This is a genomic window from Enterobacter sp. PP-008-ECC_S150 (genome assembly GCF_045257065.1).
Taxonomy (GTDB): domain Bacteria; phylum Pseudomonadota; class Gammaproteobacteria; order Enterobacterales; family Enterobacteriaceae; genus Enterobacter; species Enterobacter chengduensis.
The window spans coordinates 12705-30407 of sequence record NZ_JBJHHG010000007.1; the positions used below are offsets into that span (position 1 = coordinate 12705).

Here is a 17703-nt window from a genome sequence, read left to right on the forward strand (position 1 = left end):
TGATAGCAGACCCACGAGTATATAAGCGAATCCGCTAAGCGTAAATGACTGAAACCGTAAGCTTTGGTAATCATTTTTCCGAAAAATTCAGATAAATCAGGGTGCTATTGCCTGAATACTCGCCTCGCCACCTCCACCTTTTCCGAAAAACCTCCTGATACAGACTGTTACCCATTACATCCTGGCGTCGTTTTACAACAATTGCCCGTTCGTTTATGGCAATAAGGTAGTGGCGAACAATGAAGCAAAAAGCATTATGGATTAACCAGATAAAGGGGCTGTGTATCTGCCTGGTGGTTATCTATCACTCGGTTATCACGTTTTACCCGCATCTGATCGACCTGCAACACCCGCTCTCCGGCCTTCTCGCCAAATGCTGGGTCTATTTTAACCTCTATCTCGCACCGTTTCGTATGCCGGTCTTCTTCTTTATCTCCGGCTATCTGATCCGTCGCTATATTGACGAGGTGGGCTGGCGAACCAGCCTCGACAAACGGATCTGGAGCATTGTCTGGGTTCTGGCGCTGTGGGGCGTCCTGCAATGGCAGGCGCTGACCCACCTGAACGCCTGGCTGGCGCCCGATCGTGAGCTTGCCACCGCGTCGAACGCGGCCTATGCCGACTCGCTCTCGGGATTTGTACGGGGAATGCTCACCGCCAGCACCAGCCTGTGGTACCTGTATGCCCTGGTGGTCTACTTCACGCTGTGCAAACTGCTGAGCCGCTGGAAACTGCCGGTACTGGGAGTGCTGGCGCTGGCAAGCATCGCGATCAACTTCCTGCCGCTGCCGTGGTGGGGGATGAACAGCGTGGTCCGCAACATGATCTACTACAGCCTCGGGGCGTGGTATGGCGCAGCGCTGATGGCGTGGATGAAAAGTTTCAGTCTGCGCCGCACGTGGCTGGCGACAGGCGCCTTCGCGGCCGTCTCGGTGGTGCTGTGGTTTGCTAACGTTCCGCTGCTGCTCTCGTTGCTGTCGATTGTGGTGATCATGAAGCTGTTCTACGGCCTCGAGCAGCGCTATGCCGTTCAGCCGAACAATCTGCTGAACGTGATTGGCTCAAACACCATTGCGATTTACACCACCCACCGCATCCTGATTGAGGCCTTTAGCCTGTTCCTGATTGGCGAGATGAATGCCGCGTACTGGCCGGTCTGGGCAGAGCTGGGCTTAATTCTGGTCTACCCGTTTGCCAGCCTGCTTATCTGTACCCTTGCGGGGCTCGGGGTGCGTAAACTCTCCACCGCGCTCTTTGGCGATCTCTTCTTCTCTCCTCCTTCGACTCTCACTCTGTCACCGTCGACGCGCTAACGCCCTCTCCGCCCCCGTTTCGGGGGCGTATCGTCCCGCCGTGCGGTTACGATTTGCTTATGTAAAACGATCGAGGATAATAAAGACATTGCGTATCAGTGATATGCCCCAATACTGTTGGTATATCCCTAAGAGACTCTGACATAGCCATGCCTGAACACTATCGTTATTCCTTGCCTGTCAAAGCGGGCGACCAGCGCCAGCTGGGTGAACTCACGGGCGCGGCGTGCGCCACGCTGGTGGCGGAAATCGCCGAGCGTCATCCGGGCCCGGTGATCCTGGTTGCCCCGGATATGCAAAACGCCCTGCGCCTGCACGACGAAATCGGCCAGTTCACCGATAGCCTGGTGTTCAGCCTGGCCGACTGGGAAACGCTGCCGTATGACAGCTTCTCGCCGCATCAGGAGATCATCTCCTCGCGCCTGTCGACGCTTTATCAGCTGCCGACCATGCAGCGCGGCGTGCTGATCGTGCCGGTGAATACCCTGATGCAGCGCGTCTGTCCGCACAGCTATCTGCACGGTCACGCGCTGGTGATGAAAAAAGGCCAGCGCCTGTCGCGTGATGCCCTGCGCGCGCAGCTTGACGGTGCGGGTTATCGCCACGTTGACCAGGTGATGGAGCACGGAGAATACGCGACCCGCGGCGCGCTGCTCGACCTTTACCCGATGGGCAGCGACCAGCCGTATCGTCTGGACTTTTTCGATGATGAAATCGACAGCCTGCGCGTATTCGACGCCGACACGCAGCGCACGCTGGAGGAAGTGGAGTCCATCAATTTACTGCCCGCGCACGAGTTCCCGACGGATAAAACCGCCATCGAACTGTTCCGCAGCCAGTGGCGCGACAGGTTCGACGTCAAGCGTGATGCCGAACATATTTACCAGCAGGTCAGCAAAGGCACGCTCCCGGCCGGGATCGAATACTGGCAGCCGCTGTTCTTCAACGAGCCGCTGCCTGCCCTGTTCAGCTACTTCCCGGCGAACACGCTGATTGTGAACACCGGCGATATCGACGCCAGCGCCAGCCGCTTTGAAAGCGAAACCCGCGCGCGCTTCGAAAACCGGGGCGTTGACCCGATGCGTCCGCTGCTGCCGCCGGAAGCGCTGTGGCTGCGCACCGACGAGCTCAACGCCGAGCTGAAGCGCTGGCCGCGCATGCAGCTGAAAACCGATTCTCTCGCCGATAAGGCCGCCAACACCAACCTCGCCTTCCGAACGCTGCCGGACCTGGCCGTTCAGGCGCAGCAGAAATCCCCGCTGGATAATCTGCGCAAGTTTCTCGAGTCCTTTACCGGCCCGGTGGTGTTCTCCGTTGAGAGCGAAGGCCGTCGCGAAGCGTTAGGTGAGCTGCTGGGACGCATTAAGGTCGCGCCGAAGCGCATCCTGCGCCTGAGCGAAGCGACCGGAAACGGTCGTTACCTGATGATAGGCGCCGCCGAGCACGGATTTATCGACACGCTCAACAACCTGGCGCTGATTTGCGAAAGCGATCTGCTGGGCGAGCGCGTCGCGCGCCGCCGTCAGGACAGCCGTCGGACCATCAACCCGGACACGCTGATCCGTAACCTGGCCGAACTGCATCCGGGCCAGCCGATTGTTCACCTGGAACATGGCGTTGGGCGCTATCAGGGAATGACCACGCTGGAAGCGGGCGGCATTAAGGGTGAATACCTGATGCTGACCTACGCCAACGACGCCAGGCTGTATGTTCCGGTGTCGTCCCTGCATCTGATCAGCCGCTACGCGGGCGGTGCCGAAGAGAACGCGCCGCTGCACAAGCTGGGCGGCGACGCCTGGGCGCGCGCGCGCCAGAAGGCCGCGGAAAAAGTGCGCGACGTGGCGGCCGAGCTGCTGGATATCTACGCCCAGCGCGCGGCCAAAGAGGGCTTCGCCTTTAAGCATGATAAGGAACAGTACCAGCTGTTCTGCGACAGCTTCCCGTTTGAAACCACGCCGGATCAGGCTCAGGCCATTAACGCCGTGCTGAGCGACATGTGCCAGCCGCTGGCGATGGACCGCTTAGTCTGCGGCGACGTCGGCTTCGGCAAAACCGAAGTGGCAATGCGCGCCGCCTTCCTGGCGGTGGAAAACAACAAGCAGGTAGCGGTGCTGGTGCCGACCACCCTGCTCGCCCAGCAGCACTTCGACAACTTCCGCGACCGCTTCGCCAACTGGCCGGTGCGCATCGAGATGCTGTCGCGTTTTCGCAGCACCAAAGAGCAGACGCAGATCCTGGAGCAGGCCAGTGAAGGCAAAATTGATATTCTGATCGGCACCCACAAGCTGCTGCAAAGCGACGTGAAGTGGAAAGATCTGGGGCTGCTGATCGTCGACGAAGAGCACCGCTTCGGGGTGCGTCATAAAGAACGCATCAAAGCGATGCGCGCCGACGTCGATATCCTGACCCTGACCGCCACGCCAATCCCGCGAACGCTAAACATGGCGATGAGCGGCATGCGCGATCTGTCGATTATTGCCACGCCGCCAGCGCGCCGTCTGGCGGTAAAAACCTTTGTCCGCGAGTACGATAACCTGGTGGTGCGCGAGGCGATCCTGCGTGAAGTACTGCGCGGGGGTCAGGTCTATTACCTCTACAACGACGTGGAAAACATTCAGAAAGCGGCCGACAGGCTGGCGGAGCTGGTGCCGGAAGCGCGCATTGCCATCGGTCACGGGCAAATGCGCGAGCGCGAGCTGGAACGGGTAATGAACGACTTCCACCACCAGCGCTTTAACGTGCTGGTGTGCACCACCATCATCGAAACCGGGATCGACATTCCGACGGCGAACACCATCATCATTGAACGCGCGGATCACTTTGGCCTGGCGCAGCTTCACCAGCTCCGCGGCCGCGTCGGGCGTTCGCACCATCAGGCCTACGCCTGGCTGCTGACGCCGCATCCGAAAACAATGACCACCGACGCGCAAAAGCGTCTGGAAGCCATCGCCTCGCTGGAAGACCTCGGCGCAGGCTTTGCGCTGGCCACGCACGATCTTGAGATCCGCGGGGCTGGCGAGCTGCTGGGTGAAGACCAGAGCGGCTCGATGGAGACCATCGGCTTCTCGCTCTATATGGAACTGCTGGAAAACGCGGTTGATGCACTGAAGGCCGGGCGCGAACCGTCGCTGGAGGATCTCACCAGCCAGCAGACCGAGGTCGAGCTGCGCATGCCTTCCCTGCTGCCGGACGATTTCATTCCGGACGTGAATACCCGACTGTCGTTCTACAAGCGCATCGCCAGCGCGAAGACGGAAAACGAGCTGGAAGAGATCAAGGTTGAGCTGATCGACCGCTTTGGCCTGCTGCCCGATGCGGCGCGAAACCTGCTGGATATCGCGCGCCTGCGCCAGCAGGCGCAGAAGCTGGGCATTCGCAAGCTCGAAGGCAATGAAAAAGGCGGAGTGATTGAATTCGCCGAGAAGAATCACGTCAACCCGATGTGGCTCATCGGCCTGCTGCAAAAACAGCCGCAGCATTTCCGCCTTGATGGCCCTACGCGCCTCAAATTTACCCAGGAGCTGACGGAGCGCAAAACCCGTATGGACTGGGTGCGTAACTTTATGCGGCAGCTGGAAGAGAACGCGATCGCATAAATCCCCTTCCCCCGTTAGCCAACGCTAACGGGGGACAATTTACAAACTCTTTGCACTTCACCCGATCTTCCCGACACATCCATTCGCCATAATTATTATTAACGCCTTATAAAACAATAACCTTATCATTTACATGGATTATGGTGATGATGACCTCTTCGCGTTTTACTCGCTGGATGACCCTGTTTGCGCTGGCAGCCACCGTCGCGGTTGCGCTTCCTGCTCGGGCAAACACCTGGCCCCTTCCTCCGCCCGGCAGCAAGGTCGTGGGCGAAAACCGCTTCCACGTGGTTGAAAATAATGGCGGTTCGCTGGAAGCCATTGCAAAAAAATATAACGTCGGCTTTCTGGCGCTGCTGCAGGCGAACCCCGGCGTCGACCCGTACGTCCCGCGCGCGGGCAGCGTGTTGACCATCCCGTTACAGACTATCCTGCCGGACGCGCCGCGCGAGGGAATGGTGATAAATCTGGCCGAGCTGCGTCTCTACTATTACCCACCGGGCAAAAACGAGGTCACCGTCTACCCGATCGGTATTGGACAGCTGGGCGGCGATACGCTGACGCCGACGATGGTCACCACGGTCTCGGATAAACGCGCGAATCCAACCTGGACCCCAACGGCGAACATTCGTGCCCGCTATAAGGCTCAGGGCATCGATCTTCCCGCGGTTGTTCCGGCTGGTCCGGATAACCCGATGGGGCACCACGCGATTCGCCTGGCGGCCTACGGCGGCGTTTACCTGCTGCACGGAACGAATGCGGATTTCGGCATCGGCATGCGCGTCAGCTCCGGCTGTATTCGCCTGCGCGATGATGATATCAAAACGCTGTTTAACGTCGTTACGCCGGGAACCAAAGTGAACATTATCAATACGCCGATCAAGGTTTCTGAGGAGCCGGGCGGCGTGCGGCTGGTCGAAATTCACCAGCCGCTATCGAAAAATATCGGCGACGATCCGCAGACGCTGCCCATTAACCTCAATGCTGCGATGGTAAGTTTCAAAACCAATGTGAATACCAACAGCGCGGTGATGGAGCGGGCAATGGAGGTCCGGTCAGGCATGCCGACCGACGTCACCCGGCATCACGATGTCATTCAGCAATCGATGTGAACCAGAAAGAAAAACGCCCTGCTTAGCAGGGCGTTTTTTATTGCAGTGGCATAAATGAGGGTTTTTATGTCCGGCTTATTTGTAGATGACGGCGGTGCCGTGCAGGGTGTTAGGACCGGTCACAGAGGTGATGCGGTAAGATTTTGCACCCATTTCCTGCGCTTTTTGCGCCAGCTGATCTTCCAGGGAACCCAGGTTGGTCCCGGCAGACGCGGAAATTGTACCGACTTTATGCTGATCGGCAGGGGTGGATTGAACCTGTACAGCAGCAAAGCTTGCGAAAGAGAGTGAGCTCAGAACAGCGGCAGCGATAAGAGTTTTTACGTTTTTCATGATGTTTACCTATAGCAGATGAATATGGAGGTCGTTAATCATTTAGTTAACGATCGATATGTAAATCATAAATGTGATCCACATCACACGTCAACACAATTTTATAACGAGCATTAATTTAATTTCAAAGTCGTTATTTTTCATGAAGATATGATTAATTTATTTTTAAGCATTCTGCACTGGTGGTGGGTTGCGTTTATTTTTATAATGGTCATTCACCAAACCAACAGAGGACCAACGGCAAATGACAACCGACGTCACGAGTTGTGCGAAGAAAAGCCGTGGCCGACCAAAAGTGTTTGACAGGGATGCCGCGCTTGATAAGGCCATGACGCTCTTCTGGCAATACGGGTATGAAGCGACCTCGCTTTCCGACCTGGTCGAAGCGACCGGAGCCAAAGCGCCAACGCTGTATGCGGAATTCACCAATAAAGAGGGGCTGTTCAGGGCGGTGCTGGACAGGTACATTTCCCGCTTTGCGGCGAAACACGAAGCCCAGCTTTTTTGTGAAGAGAAAAGCGTGGAACAGGCGCTACGGGACTATTTCACCGCTGTCGCCACCTGCTTCACCAGTAAAGATACGCCTGCGGGCTGCTTTATGATTAACACCTCTGCCACCCTGGCGGCATCGTCAAAAGAGATTGCCAAAACGGTGAAATCGCGGCATGCGATGCAGGAGGAGACGCTTTGCGCATTTCTAGCTCAGCGCCAGCAGCGCGGTGAAATTCCCGCGCAGTGTAATCCTCAGCTTCTGGCGCAATACCTGAGCTGCATTTTGCAGGGTATGTCCATCAGCGCCCGCGCAGGGGCTACGCTGGAAAAACTGCAGAATATCAGTGAAACCACGCTTCGGCTGTGGCCTGAGCTACTGAAAATCTGAAGCAAAAAAAAGCTCCTCAGCCTGAGCGCATGAGGAGCTAAATTCAGAGAACATCTTTTTTACACTTTGTTATTCAGAACCAGCTGGCCGTTTCCATCCAGTGGAATTTGCGTGCCCGGGTCTTTATCCATGCGGATTTTGCCCTGCTGATCGCCAATTTTGTACGTCACGTCATAGCCCAGCATTTTTTCCGACTTGTCATAGACGGTTTTACAGCGTTGCTGAGTGGTGGTGTAGGTATCGTTGTCCTGCATCGCGCCCTGCACCTGGTTACCGGCATAGCCGCCACCCAGCGCGCCAACCACGGTTGCGACATCTTTACCCCGGCCGCCGCCAAACTGGTGACCAATCACGCCACCCGCTACCGCACCCAGAACAGAACCGGCGATGCGGTTTTCATCCTGCACCGGACGACGATGCGTCACGGAGACGTTGCGGCATTCCTGACGAGGGGTTTTTACGGTTTCTTTAATCGGTGTTGCAGAAACCACCTGAGCATACTGCGGGCCGCGATCTAATACGTTGAGACTGGCAACGGCAGCCACACCTAACGCAGCCGCGACGCCAATCCCTATACCCGCCAACATTGATTTATTCACGGGACTTCCTCCTTTGTTGCTATTGGTAACAATTTTGCTATGGAAGCAACGCTGCGCCAATCAGATAAAGGATCAAAAAATGGGCGTTGAAAGGAGATATATTCTATTTAGGAGAACTCTTAAGCACTCAATCGGTGATCTACAGCATGAAATGCTAAAAACTCCCCCCGGAGAGCCCGGAGGGAGTGAAAGATTAGTGCAGCTTGAGACGCGGACGGATCACGCGGTTGATTCTGCCCACCAGCATCATCAGCCCGGTTTTAAAGTAGCCGTGCAGCGCAATCTGATGCATTCTGTACAGGGAGATATACACGAAGCGGGCAATGCGCCCTTCTACCATCATTGAGCCGCGCATCAGGTTGCCCATCAGGCTGCCGACGGTTGAAAAGTTTGACAGTGACACCAGTGAACCGTGGTCTTTGTAGACATAGGCTTTCATTGGCTTGCCTTTGTACTGCGCCAGAATATTGTGCAGCACCAGGCTTGCCATCTGGTGAGCGGCCTGCGCGCGCGGCGGCACGAATCCTCCCTCAGGACGGGCACACGAGGCGCAGTCGCCGATGGCAAAGATTTCAGGATCGCGCGTGGTTTGCAGCGTAGGCTCCGTCACCAGTTGATTAATGCGGTTGGTTTCCAGGCCGCCGATATCTTTCATAAAGTCAGGGGCTTTGATGCCCGCCGCCCAGACCATCAGATCCGCTTTGATGTACTCGCCGTCTTTGGTGTGCAGGCCGCCTTCGTCGGCGCTGGTCACCATGGTCTGGGTCAGTACCCGGACGCCCAGCTTGGTGAGCTCATTGTGCGCCGCACCGGAAATACGCGGAGGCAGCGCAGGCAAAATGCGCTCACCGGCTTCAACCAGCGTGACGTTCAGCGCGTCATTCGTTAACCCTTTGTAACCGTAGCTGTGCAGCTGCTTCACCGCATTGTGCAGCTCCGCAGAGAGCTCAACGCCCGTCGCGCCGCCGCCGACAATAGCGATATTCACCTTACCGTTTGCACCCATATTGCTGGTGTACTTCAGGAACAGGTTCAGCATTTCCTGATGGAAACGACGCGCCTGGTGCGGGTTATCGAGGAAGATACAGTGCTCTTTTACGCCCGGCGTGTTGAAATCGTTGGAGGTACTGCCCAGCGCCATGACCAGCGTGTCATACGCCAGCTTGCGCTCGGGAACCAGCAGCTCTCCTTTTTCATCGCGCAGCTCTGCCAGGGTGATGGTTTTGCTTTCACGGTTGATGTCCACCACCGAGCCCAGCTGGAACTGGAAATGATGGTTGCGCGCGTGTGCCAGATAGCTGAGCGCGTCCACGCCCTCATCCAGAGAGCCGGTCGCCACTTCGTGCAGCAGCGGTTTCCACAGGTGGCTGTGGTTACGATCCACCAGCGTGATTTTGGCTTTTTTACCGCGACCCAGCTTTTTACCCAGCTGCGTAGCCAGCTCCAGCCCGCCAGCACCACCGCCTACAATCACTATCTTTTTCAATGGCGTAGTCAACGTGACCCCCTCAAATTATTAACCAATTGTTAATTAAAAGTTATAAAAATAACCCTTAATTAACAACAGGTTACAGCACTGAAACCATTCAGGTGCATTGAGAATACCACGTCAGGCGCATTGGTCATACCAAAATTGATATGCATCAAGTTTTGATGGCTTAAAAGTAGACAATTCTGGGTAAAAAGAAAGCCCGGCACGCTTTCGCGGCCGGGCTTAGATGCCTGCTCGCACGGGGTTAACCCAGCGTTTTAAAAGCTTTGATACGCTGCAGGTGCGGGGAGATGTTTTTGAACTTGTGGGTCTGCTCTTCGTCCCAGACGATCTCATAGTAATGATGCAGCAGTTCTGCTGACCGGTGGCTGTTGAGCGCCTCGTCATTACGCGACAGGATGACCAGGCAGCGGTCACGGTTTTTCTCACGAAAATTGCTGACGCACTTGGTCGCAATGTCGACATACTCTTCCGGGCGGTCGATCTTGCCTTCCATGTTTTCGTTCGGGAAAAGGTTGGGATTGAATACCACCTGGCGAATGTCGCACAGGAAGCCAATCCGCTCCGCCCAGTAGCCGCCCAGCCCCACGCCGCAAATCAGGGGGCGATCGTCGACGTTGAGCTGCAGCATCTTGTCCACCTCTTTAAGCAGATGCTGCATGTCATGCTTCGGATGGCGCGTGCTGTAGCTGATTAACCGTACATCCGGATCGATAAACTGCAGCTGCAGCACCTTCTCATGATTACCTGGACTGTTTGAGTCAAAACCGTGTAAATAGATGATCATCGTCTTCTCACCACGCTACGCCTTCCGGGAGGGTTTACAGGCTGGCTTTATGTGCCTGCCAGCGCTCATTCAGGTCTTCAAGCCGGGCGTTGACCGTCTTCCAGCGCGCCGAATCCATCAGCTCCTGACGGCTAAATGAACCTTTATGATACAATTGTGTAACACGCTCTGCATTGATCGGCGACAGGTTATCCAGCACGCTAACGGCACCTTTACGATTATTGCAGACCAGGATCATATCGCAACCCGCATCCAGCGACGCCTGACCGCGTTCAGCGTAGCTGCCCATAATCGCGGCGCCTTCCATCGATAAATCGTCAGAGAAGATCACCCCATTGAAGCCCAGCTCCTGACGCAGAACGGTTTTCAGCCAGTGCGGTGAGCCGCTGGCTGGGCGCGGGTCAACGTCGCTGTAAATCACGTGCGCGGGCATGATGGCATCCAGCTTGTTGTCGGTGATAAGCGATCTGAACACCGACATATCTTTGGCGCGAATCTCCGCTTCCGGGCGCGGATCGCGCGGGGTCTCTTTATGGGAATCCGCCGTCACCGCTCCGTGCCCTGGGAAGTGTTTCCCGGTGGTTTTCATCCCGGCATCGTGCATGCCGTCAATGAACCGGGTCGCCATGGCCAGCGCAATACGCGGATCGTCATGGTATGAGCGCTCGCCGATGGCAGCGCTGATATGCCCTACATCCAGCACCGGGGCGAAGCTGATATCGATATCCATGGCAATCATTTCGCTGGCCATCAGCCAGCCGGCCTCCTGTGCCAGCTTGCCGCCCTCTTCCGTGCCGAGCAGCGCAGCAAAAGACTGGGCGGCGGGCAGGCGGGTAAAACCGTCGCGAAAACGCTGCACGCGTCCGCCTTCCTGATCGACGGCGACCACCAGATGATTGCGCGACGCGGCGCGGATCTGACGCACCAGCTCGCGCAGCTGCGCCGGATCGTGATAGTTGCGGGTAAACAGGATCAGGCCACCCACCAGCGGATGCGCCAGAATTTCACGCTCCTCCGCATCCAGCTCAAACCCTTCTACATCCAACATGACTGGACCCACATCCACCTCTCTTATCCTTTCGTTTGTAACTGACGCCAGGCATCGTCTGCCAGCGCAATAAATTGTTTGTCTCTGGACTGCCGATAGCGCATTTCAAACCAGCCCGCCATTAACATGACGACCCAGGGTCGCCAGCGTTTGACCTGACGCCTCAGCAGGTCGGGTTCAATATGCGCTACCCGGGCGTAGTCACCGATGAGCCTCTGCCGCGCGGCATCGCTCTCTGCCCACACTGCCGCCAGCTCCAGCGCCACATCGCCATCCCCGGCATATTCCCAGTCGACAAGCCTGACGCCTGCTGGCGTATGAATAATATTTCCGGCATGAACGTCCATATGCAGCGGCGAGAGCCGAATCGGCTGCGGCTCGCCGGTTTTACGCAACCGCCTGAGAAGCGCCAGCCACGCGGGCGTGCGTCTGTCAGGCGAAGCCTGCTGCCAGTAACGTTCAAGCAGCGGGTATAGCGTGATCCGCCATCCCAGACGCCGCTGCCGGTGCAGATGATACAGCATTGCCGCAAGCTCGGGCGTGTCCGGCAGCGCGCTTTTAACGTCACCGTCCAGATAGTCGACGGCCATCCAGCCCTGGCTGAAAAAACGTGGGGCAGGCACGAGATCTGATGGAAGACGTTTCAGGGCGCGAAACTGACGACGGAAGTGGGAGGCTGGCGCGTCGGGGTCGTGATGGTGCCGCAACACCAGACGTCGTTCGCCATAGGCGATAATGCAACTCGCGCCGCCAAGCCCGGAGTGGGCCTGCGGCGCGATAAGGCGGTACTGAGGAAAAGAGCGCGTCAGAATCTCTTCACGCGTGCTGTCATTGTTGCGTAACCGCACCTTTACCTGACCAGATAATTTCGCCTGTCTGAACCAGCATCAGCTGCATCTGCAGGGCTGGTGTGTTCACGTTACCGGTGGCGTTAGAGTAAAGCACGTACTGCGCGCCAACGTTACGGGCAATGCCGATCGCCTTGCTGCGCGTGCCCAGGCTATCCTGCGGCGACAGGCCCAGCTGCTGTTTGGCTACCGCGAGCTGCTGAGCCGAGACCAGCGTAAACTTGCCGTTGTTAGCCAGCGCATTGCGCAGGGTTTCCGTCGCTTCGCCCGCGTTCAGCGAACCGTTGGTGCGGTTGTTCACGCTGTCGACCAGCAATACGCTTCCCGCCGTCACGCCCTGTGCCTGCAGCATTTTGCCGACCATAGGCTGCATCGCCCCGTTCCAGTCGTAATGGCGAACGCGCGGCGTAGGCTGTGACGTCTGGTCCGGATGCTCAATCGGGCCTGGCTGTGCCGGTATTGACGGTACGGACGGCACGGTTGGCTGCGGCTGCGTTGGCTGCGTCGGCTGTTCCGTACCCGGCTTCGCCTCTTCCACAGGCGCAGGCTGTTCAGTTCGGGTCACACACCCTGCCAGGAACAGAGCGAAAGCTGTGACGAGCGCATAGCGGCTCAAATTTTTAATCAAGATTCACCCCTCAGAGATAAAGATAAAGTCTCACCTTGTGTGCACCCAGATAGTTGGCGCTGCCATAGAGCGTTACCGACGATCTGGCCGGAATGGTGACGCTGCGCGGCGCCTCCAGCGGATGCATTTCGAGACCTCTTACGTCATACCAGAAAAAACGGTAGTGGACCGTCACGGGTTCGTGTCTTTCATTAAAGAGCGTAGAGGAGGCAGATGAGTTGATTTCACTGATGGTCAACGCGGGCTGTTGCGCCGTGATGCCTGCCGCAAGCACGGAAGATTCCATGACCAGCGTCTGTTCATCATTAACGGGGATCGCCGGACGCGAGCTGCATCCCACCATCATCATCGCCATTACCAGCGCTGCAATACGCCCTTTAAGCATGTCAAAGACCTTTATGTGCCAGCATCGGTCCCAGAGGACGTCCACCCAGCAGATGCATGTGAATATGGTAAACTTCCTGACCACCGTGACGGTTGCAGTTCATGATCAGACGATAACCGTCTTCTGCAATCCCTTCCTGTTCAGCAATTTTCGCGGCCACCGTCAGCATACGACCTAACGCCACTTCGTGCTCGGTTTTTACGTCGTTTACAGTCGGAATCAGAATATTGGGAATGATAAGGATGTGCGTCGGTGCCTGAGGGGAAATGTCCCGGAAAGCCGTCACCAGTTCATCCTGATAGACGATATCCGACGGAATTTCGCGACGGATAATTTTACTGAAAATCGTTTCTTCAGCCATGACCTTTTCCTTTTTTGTTTAATCTGGCGCAATGCGTCCGCTGTAAACACACTCTCTAAATGAGCGTGTGACACAATTCAAGAGTATGAGCGAGTTTCTCCTGTCCTTTCAACCTCCTCCCTCGATTTCTTTCCTGAATGACCATCAGCTGACTGAAGAGTGACCGCTCGCGGAGCTAAACGGGCTGAAACATTATTTCAGATCGGGTCGACACATCTGTTTACAGCATTAATAGCAATGCGTATATTTCGCATTTGCATTTTCATGCGCATTTTTAACATAGAAAACGACGCCAGCCCGCTGCTGCGGGACTGACGCATCCCCCCTTCACCGTTATAAGGGTTTGATCATGTCTTTCATTAATCACTCCAGGGATGGGCAACATCAGCCTGCCGCAACGCCTTCGTTGCTGGCAGTCTGCATCGCTATGGCATTGACGCCAGCCGCCGCTTTCGCTGCATCAGCGGCTGAAGACACCGTTGTCGTTGACGGCGGTTTTGACAACACACAGGATCCTTCCGCAAGCCAGGAGCAGGATTACAGCGTAAAAACCACGACTACCGGCACCAAACTGTTGCTGGTTCCCCGCGATATCCCGCAGTCCGTCAGCGTGATTAGCCAGCAGCGCATGGCCGATCAGAACCTGCAATCTATCGGCCAGGTGTTAACCAACACCACGGGCGTGACGGCGCAGGTCCAGGACAGCGACCGTACCGTATTTTACTCGCGCGGATTCTTCGTCAGTAACTACGCCTATGACGACCTGCCCACCTCCATCAGCGAGGTGTGGAACTTTGGTGATACCGCCGCCGATACCGCCATCTACGACCGTATCGAAGTGGTGCGCGGCGCAACCGGCCTGATGTCCGGTACGGGCAACCCGGCGGCGTACGTCAACATGGTGCGAAAGCATGCGGACAGCAATGAATTCAAAGGGAATGTCTCGGCCAGCTATGGCAGCTGGGACAAGCAGCGCTACGTGCTGGATCTCCAGGCACCGCTGGTGGAGTCCGGTAAGGTGCGGGGCCGCCTGATTACCGGTTATCAGGATAACGACAGCTTCGTGGATAACTATCACTACCGGAAGAAATTCCTCTACGGCGTGATGGATGCGGACGTCACCGACAGCACGACCCTCTCTGTGGGATATGAGTATCAGGAAAGCAATACCGACAGTCCGACCTGGGGCGGGCTGCCGACGTGGTACAGCGACGGAAGCAAAACCGATTACAATCGCAGCCAGACCGTTGCACCAAAGTGGGCTTATTCGGATAAAGACAGCACGCGCATCTTTGCTAACCTGACCCAGCGCTTCGACAACGGCTGGGAGGCGCACATTAACGGCATGCATGCTGAAACCAACTTCGACAGCAAGCTGATGTATATGTCCGGCTATCCGGATAAAGAGACCGGCGCGGGCATGGTGGGCTATGGCGGCTGGAACCGTGGCGAACGTAAACAGGATGCCGTGGACGCGTTCCTGCGCGGCGATTTCGACCTCTTTGGCCGCCAGCACGAAATGATGTTCGGCGGCAGCTTCAGCCGCCAGCGTAACCATTATGACAATTCAATGCCTGACGCGGTTTACGGCATGGTTGATGTGGGCAACTTTAAGAACTGGAATGGGAACATTTCCGACCCGCAGTGGACGCCGTGGAAGCTCTACAGTCAGGACGATATCCGCCAGTCCTCAGCGTATACCTCAGCCCGCTTCTCGCTGGCCGATCCGCTGCATCTGATCCTCGGCGCGCGCTATACCAATTATAACATTCGCTATAATCCGGCAGGCTCTCCGGACACCCGTCTGCAAAGCACCAAAGATGACGTAACCCCCTACGCGGGCCTGGTCTACGACATCAATGAAGACTGGTCGACCTACGTCAGCTTCACCTCCATCTTCCAGCCCCAGGACAAGCGGGACGCCAGCGGACGCTATCTCGACCCCACCACGGGAAAAAGCTACGAAGCCGGTGTGAAAGCAGACTGGTTCAACACCCGCCTGACCACCTCGCTGGCGATATTCCGCATTGAACAGGATAACGTGGCAAGCAATACCTATACCTACATGCCGAGCGGCGAATCCATTTATGAATCGCTGGACGGCGTGGTCAGTAAAGGGATTGAGTTCGAGCTGAACGGCGCGTTAACCGATAACTGGCAGCTGACCTTCGGCGCGACGCGCTACATTGCTGAAGATAAGAACGGCAACGCGGTAAGTTCCGATCAGCCACGCACCACCATGAAACTGTTCACCCGTTATCAGCTGCCTATGCTGCCCGCGCTGACCGTAGGCGGAGGCGTAAACTGGCAGAACAAAGTGTGGACGGATGTGGATGGCGCGCCGGCGGGCCGCAGCCGTGCAGAGCAAGGGAGCTACGGGCTGGTTAACCTGTTTAGTCGCTATCAGGTCACTAAAGATTTCGCCGTTCAGGCGAACGTCAACAACCTGTTCGACAAAGAGTACTACGATTACGTCGGCTCTTATGTGGTTTACGGCGCGCCGCTGAACGTCTCGGTGAGCGCGAGCTACGACTTCTGAGCGTTAAGCCGGGCCTGCCCTTCACGTAGGCCGGGTAAGGCGCAGCCGCCACCCGGCATCACAAACCGCACTAATAAAAAAGGCAGCCATTCGGCTGCCTTAGTCTCCCCGGTCACAACTTAGTTGTTGCGGATGTACTCATCCATTTCGGTTTTCAGGTTATCGGATTTGGTACCGAAGATTGCCTGAACACCAGAACCTGCAACAACCACGCCCGCTGCGCCCAGTTTTTTCAGACCCGGCTGGTCTACTTTCGCTACGTCGGCAACGCTCACACGCAGACGAGTGATACACGCGTCCAGGTTAGTGATGTTCTCTTTACCACCGAACGCGGCAACCAGTGCTGGTGCCATTTCGCTGGTCGCACCTGCTTTGCTGTCTTCAGTTGCATCTTCACGACCTGGGGTTTTCAGGTCCAGTGCTTTGATCAGCACGCGGAAGATGGTGTAGTAAACAACGGCATAGCACGCACCGACGATTGGGAACAGCCACAGTTTGCTGCTGTTACCAGACAGAACGATGAAGTCGATCAGGCCGTGAGAGAAGGACGTACCGTCACGCATACCCAGCAGGATACAGATTGGGAACGCCAGACCCGCCAGAATCGCGTGGATAACGTACAGGATCGGCGCAACGAACATGAAGGAGAACTCGATCGGCTCGGTGATACCGGTCAGGAACGAGGTCAGCGCTGCGGAGATCATGATACCGCCCACTTTTGCACGGTTCTCTGGTTTAGCAGAGTGCCAGATGGCAATCGCAGCAGCCGGCAGACCGTACATTTTGAACAGGAAGCCACCAGACAGTTTACCTGCAGTTGGGTCGCCCGCCATGTAACGTGGGATATCGCCGTGGAATACCTGACCTGCCGCGTTGGTGAATTCACCAATCTGCATCTGGAATGGAACGTTCCAGATGTGGTGCAGACCGAATGGCACCAGGCAACGCTCGATGAAGCCGTAGATACCAAACGCCACAACCGGGTTCTGGTAAGCAGCCCACTGAGAGAAGGTCTGGATCGCGGAACCGATTGGTGGCCAGATGAAGGACAGGATCACGCCAGTGAAAATCGCTGCCAGACCAGAGATGATCGGAACGAAACGCTTGCCCGCGAAGAAGCCCAGATACTCAGGCAGCTTGATGCGATAGAAGCGGTTGAACATATACGCTGCAATCGCACCGGAGATGATACCGCCCAGAACACCGGTGTCAGCCAAGTGTTTCGCGGCAATCTCTTCTGCCGGTAAATGCAGAACCAGCGGCGCAACCACGGCCATGGTTTTCACCATGATGCCGTAAGCTACCACTGCAGCCAGCGCAGATACGCCGTCGTTATTGGTGAAGCCCAGAGCCACACCGATCGCGAAGATCAGTGGCATGTTAGCAAAGACAGAACCGCCTGCTTCGGCCATCACGTGGGACACTACGGCTGGCAGCCAGCTGAAGTTAGCAGAACCGACACCCAGCAGGATACCTGCGATAGGCAGTACGGATACTGGCAGCATCAGCGATTTACCGACCTTTTGCAGGTTAGCAAATGCATTCTTAAACATAATTGAGAGTGCTCCTGAGTATTTGTGCTTTTTTTACGCTTTCACGCATTGGCCCGGGGGGAGTACCGTGCCGTGGACAGGACATCTAAGCGCCCTTTATTTATTACACAGAGTAAAATAATTCCCTCTGAGTTTGTTTGACGGCTATCACGTTTCAGCTTAAGGCGGTCGAAAAACTTGCAGTTATTTACAAAAAGCATGTCTGGATGTGTCTAAAAACACCCTCACC

At 56.3% G+C, this 17703-nt stretch carries 15 protein-coding genes; 5 read left to right on the forward strand and 10 right to left on the reverse strand.

Features of this window, described 5'->3' with window-relative positions:
• The first annotated feature begins 239 nt into the window (after window positions 1-239).
• From ACJBF3_RS09465 to ACJBF3_RS09475, 3 genes are all read left to right on the forward strand, one after another.
• Entirely contained in the window at window positions 240-1313 is a 1074-nt protein-coding gene (locus ACJBF3_RS09465) for an acyltransferase family protein (protein ID WP_045326981.1), read from the forward strand.
• 149 nt (window positions 1314-1462) lie between these two features.
• Window positions 1463-4909 (forward strand): transcription-repair coupling factor, encoded by a 3447-nt coding sequence (mfd, locus tag ACJBF3_RS09470; RefSeq protein ID WP_045326980.1) that lies wholly within the window; start codon window positions 1463-1465, stop codon window positions 4907-4909.
• 146 nt (window positions 4910-5055) lie between these two features.
• On the forward strand, window positions 5056-6021 hold the full coding sequence (locus tag ACJBF3_RS09475) for a L,D-transpeptidase family protein (protein ID WP_045326979.1): 966 nt from the start codon (window positions 5056-5058) through the stop codon (window positions 6019-6021).
• Window positions 6022-6096: 75 nt separating this feature from the next.
• Here ACJBF3_RS09475 and bhsA read toward each other — a convergent pair whose 3' ends face one another.
• Entirely contained in the window at window positions 6097-6354 is a 258-nt protein-coding gene (gene bhsA / locus ACJBF3_RS09480; protein WP_023616599.1) for a multiple stress resistance protein BhsA, read from the reverse strand.
• A gap of 244 nt (window positions 6355-6598) precedes the next feature.
• On the opposite strand from bhsA, the gene ACJBF3_RS09485 reads away from it, so the two are divergent.
• Window positions 6599-7234 carry a TetR/AcrR family transcriptional regulator gene (locus ACJBF3_RS09485; protein WP_047723682.1) on the forward strand — a complete coding sequence of 212 codons (636 nt, stop codon included), beginning with the start codon at window positions 6599-6601 and terminating at the stop codon, window positions 7232-7234.
• 59 nt (window positions 7235-7293) lie between these two features.
• Here ACJBF3_RS09485 and ACJBF3_RS09490 read toward each other — a convergent pair whose 3' ends face one another.
• From ACJBF3_RS09490 to hinT, 8 genes are all read right to left on the reverse strand, one after another.
• Window positions 7294-7833 carry a glycine zipper 2TM domain-containing protein gene (locus ACJBF3_RS09490; protein ID WP_008500779.1) on the reverse strand — a complete coding sequence of 180 codons (540 nt, stop codon included), beginning with the start codon at window positions 7831-7833 and terminating at the stop codon, window positions 7294-7296.
• 193 nt (window positions 7834-8026) lie between these two features.
• Window positions 8027-9331: an NAD(P)/FAD-dependent oxidoreductase gene (locus ACJBF3_RS09495; protein ID WP_032639686.1), complete on the reverse strand. Its 1305-nt coding sequence runs from the start codon at window positions 9329-9331 to the stop codon at window positions 8027-8029.
• 238 nt (window positions 9332-9569) lie between these two features.
• Window positions 9570-10112: an alpha/beta hydrolase YcfP gene (gene ycfP, locus ACJBF3_RS09500; RefSeq protein WP_045326977.1), complete on the reverse strand. Its 543-nt coding sequence runs from the start codon at window positions 10110-10112 to the stop codon at window positions 9570-9572.
• Between the two features lie 34 nt (window positions 10113-10146).
• The gene (gene nagZ / locus ACJBF3_RS09505) at window positions 10147-11172 is read right to left on the reverse strand and encodes a beta-N-acetylhexosaminidase (RefSeq protein ID WP_047716251.1); all 1026 of its coding nucleotides are present in this window, start codon (window positions 11170-11172) and stop codon (window positions 10147-10149) included.
• An 11-nt stretch (window positions 11173-11183) separates the two neighbouring features.
• The gene (gene thiK / locus ACJBF3_RS09510) at window positions 11184-12008 is read right to left on the reverse strand and encodes a thiamine kinase (protein ID WP_045326976.1); all 825 of its coding nucleotides are present in this window, start codon (window positions 12006-12008) and stop codon (window positions 11184-11186) included.
• The gene (lpoB, locus tag ACJBF3_RS09515; protein WP_045326975.1) at window positions 11989-12636 is read right to left on the reverse strand and encodes a penicillin-binding protein activator LpoB; all 648 of its coding nucleotides are present in this window, start codon (window positions 12634-12636) and stop codon (window positions 11989-11991) included. The genes thiK and lpoB overlap by 20 nt, the downstream gene beginning before the upstream one ends.
• 10 nt (window positions 12637-12646) lie before the next feature.
• Window positions 12647-13021, reverse strand: coding sequence for a YcfL family protein (locus tag ACJBF3_RS09520; RefSeq protein WP_045326974.1), 375 nt, complete (start codon window positions 13019-13021; stop codon window positions 12647-12649).
• Window position 13022: 1 nt separating this feature from the next.
• Window positions 13023-13382 (reverse strand): purine nucleoside phosphoramidase, encoded by a 360-nt coding sequence (hinT, locus tag ACJBF3_RS09525; RefSeq protein ID WP_006809243.1) that lies wholly within the window; start codon window positions 13380-13382, stop codon window positions 13023-13025.
• Window positions 13383-13731: 349 nt separating this feature from the next.
• On the opposite strand from hinT, the gene fhuE reads away from it, so the two are divergent.
• On the forward strand, window positions 13732-15921 hold the full coding sequence (gene fhuE / locus ACJBF3_RS09530) for a ferric-rhodotorulic acid/ferric-coprogen receptor FhuE (RefSeq protein ID WP_045326973.1): 2190 nt from the start codon (window positions 13732-13734) through the stop codon (window positions 15919-15921).
• 119 nt (window positions 15922-16040) lie between these two features.
• On the opposite strand, the gene ptsG is transcribed toward fhuE, so the two are convergent.
• The gene (gene ptsG / locus ACJBF3_RS09535) at window positions 16041-17474 is read right to left on the reverse strand and encodes a PTS glucose transporter subunit IIBC (protein WP_008500788.1); all 1434 of its coding nucleotides are present in this window, start codon (window positions 17472-17474) and stop codon (window positions 16041-16043) included.
• Window positions 17475-17703 lie beyond the last annotated feature (229 nt).

Bases quoted from the DNA above. Each gene is read 5' to 3' on its own strand.
- ACJBF3_RS09465 (WP_045326981.1), top strand. From the start codon at position 240: ATGAAGCAAAAAGCATTATGGATTAACCAGATAAAGGGGCTGTGTATC.
- mfd (WP_045326980.1), top strand. From the start codon at position 1,463: ATGCCTGAACACTATCGTTATTCCTTGCCTGTCAAAGCGGGCGACCAG.
- ACJBF3_RS09475 (WP_045326979.1), top strand. From the start codon at position 5,056: ATGATGACCTCTTCGCGTTTTACTCGCTGGATGACCCTGTTTGCGCTG.
- bhsA (WP_023616599.1), bottom strand. From the start codon at position 6,354: ATGAAAAACGTAAAAACTCTTATCGCTGCCGCTGTTCTGAGCTCACTC.
- ACJBF3_RS09485 (WP_047723682.1), top strand. From the start codon at position 6,599: ATGACAACCGACGTCACGAGTTGTGCGAAGAAAAGCCGTGGCCGACCA.
- ycfP (WP_045326977.1), bottom strand. From the start codon at position 10,112: ATGATCATCTATTTACACGGTTTTGACTCAAACAGTCCAGGTAATCAT.
- ACJBF3_RS09520 (WP_045326974.1), bottom strand. From the start codon at position 13,021: ATGCTTAAAGGGCGTATTGCAGCGCTGGTAATGGCGATGATGATGGTG.
- hinT (WP_006809243.1), bottom strand. From the start codon at position 13,382: ATGGCTGAAGAAACGATTTTCAGTAAAATTATCCGTCGCGAAATTCCG.
- fhuE (WP_045326973.1), top strand. From the start codon at position 13,732: ATGTCTTTCATTAATCACTCCAGGGATGGGCAACATCAGCCTGCCGCA.
- ptsG (WP_008500788.1), bottom strand. From the start codon at position 17,474: ATGTTTAAGAATGCATTTGCTAACCTGCAAAAGGTCGGTAAATCGCTG.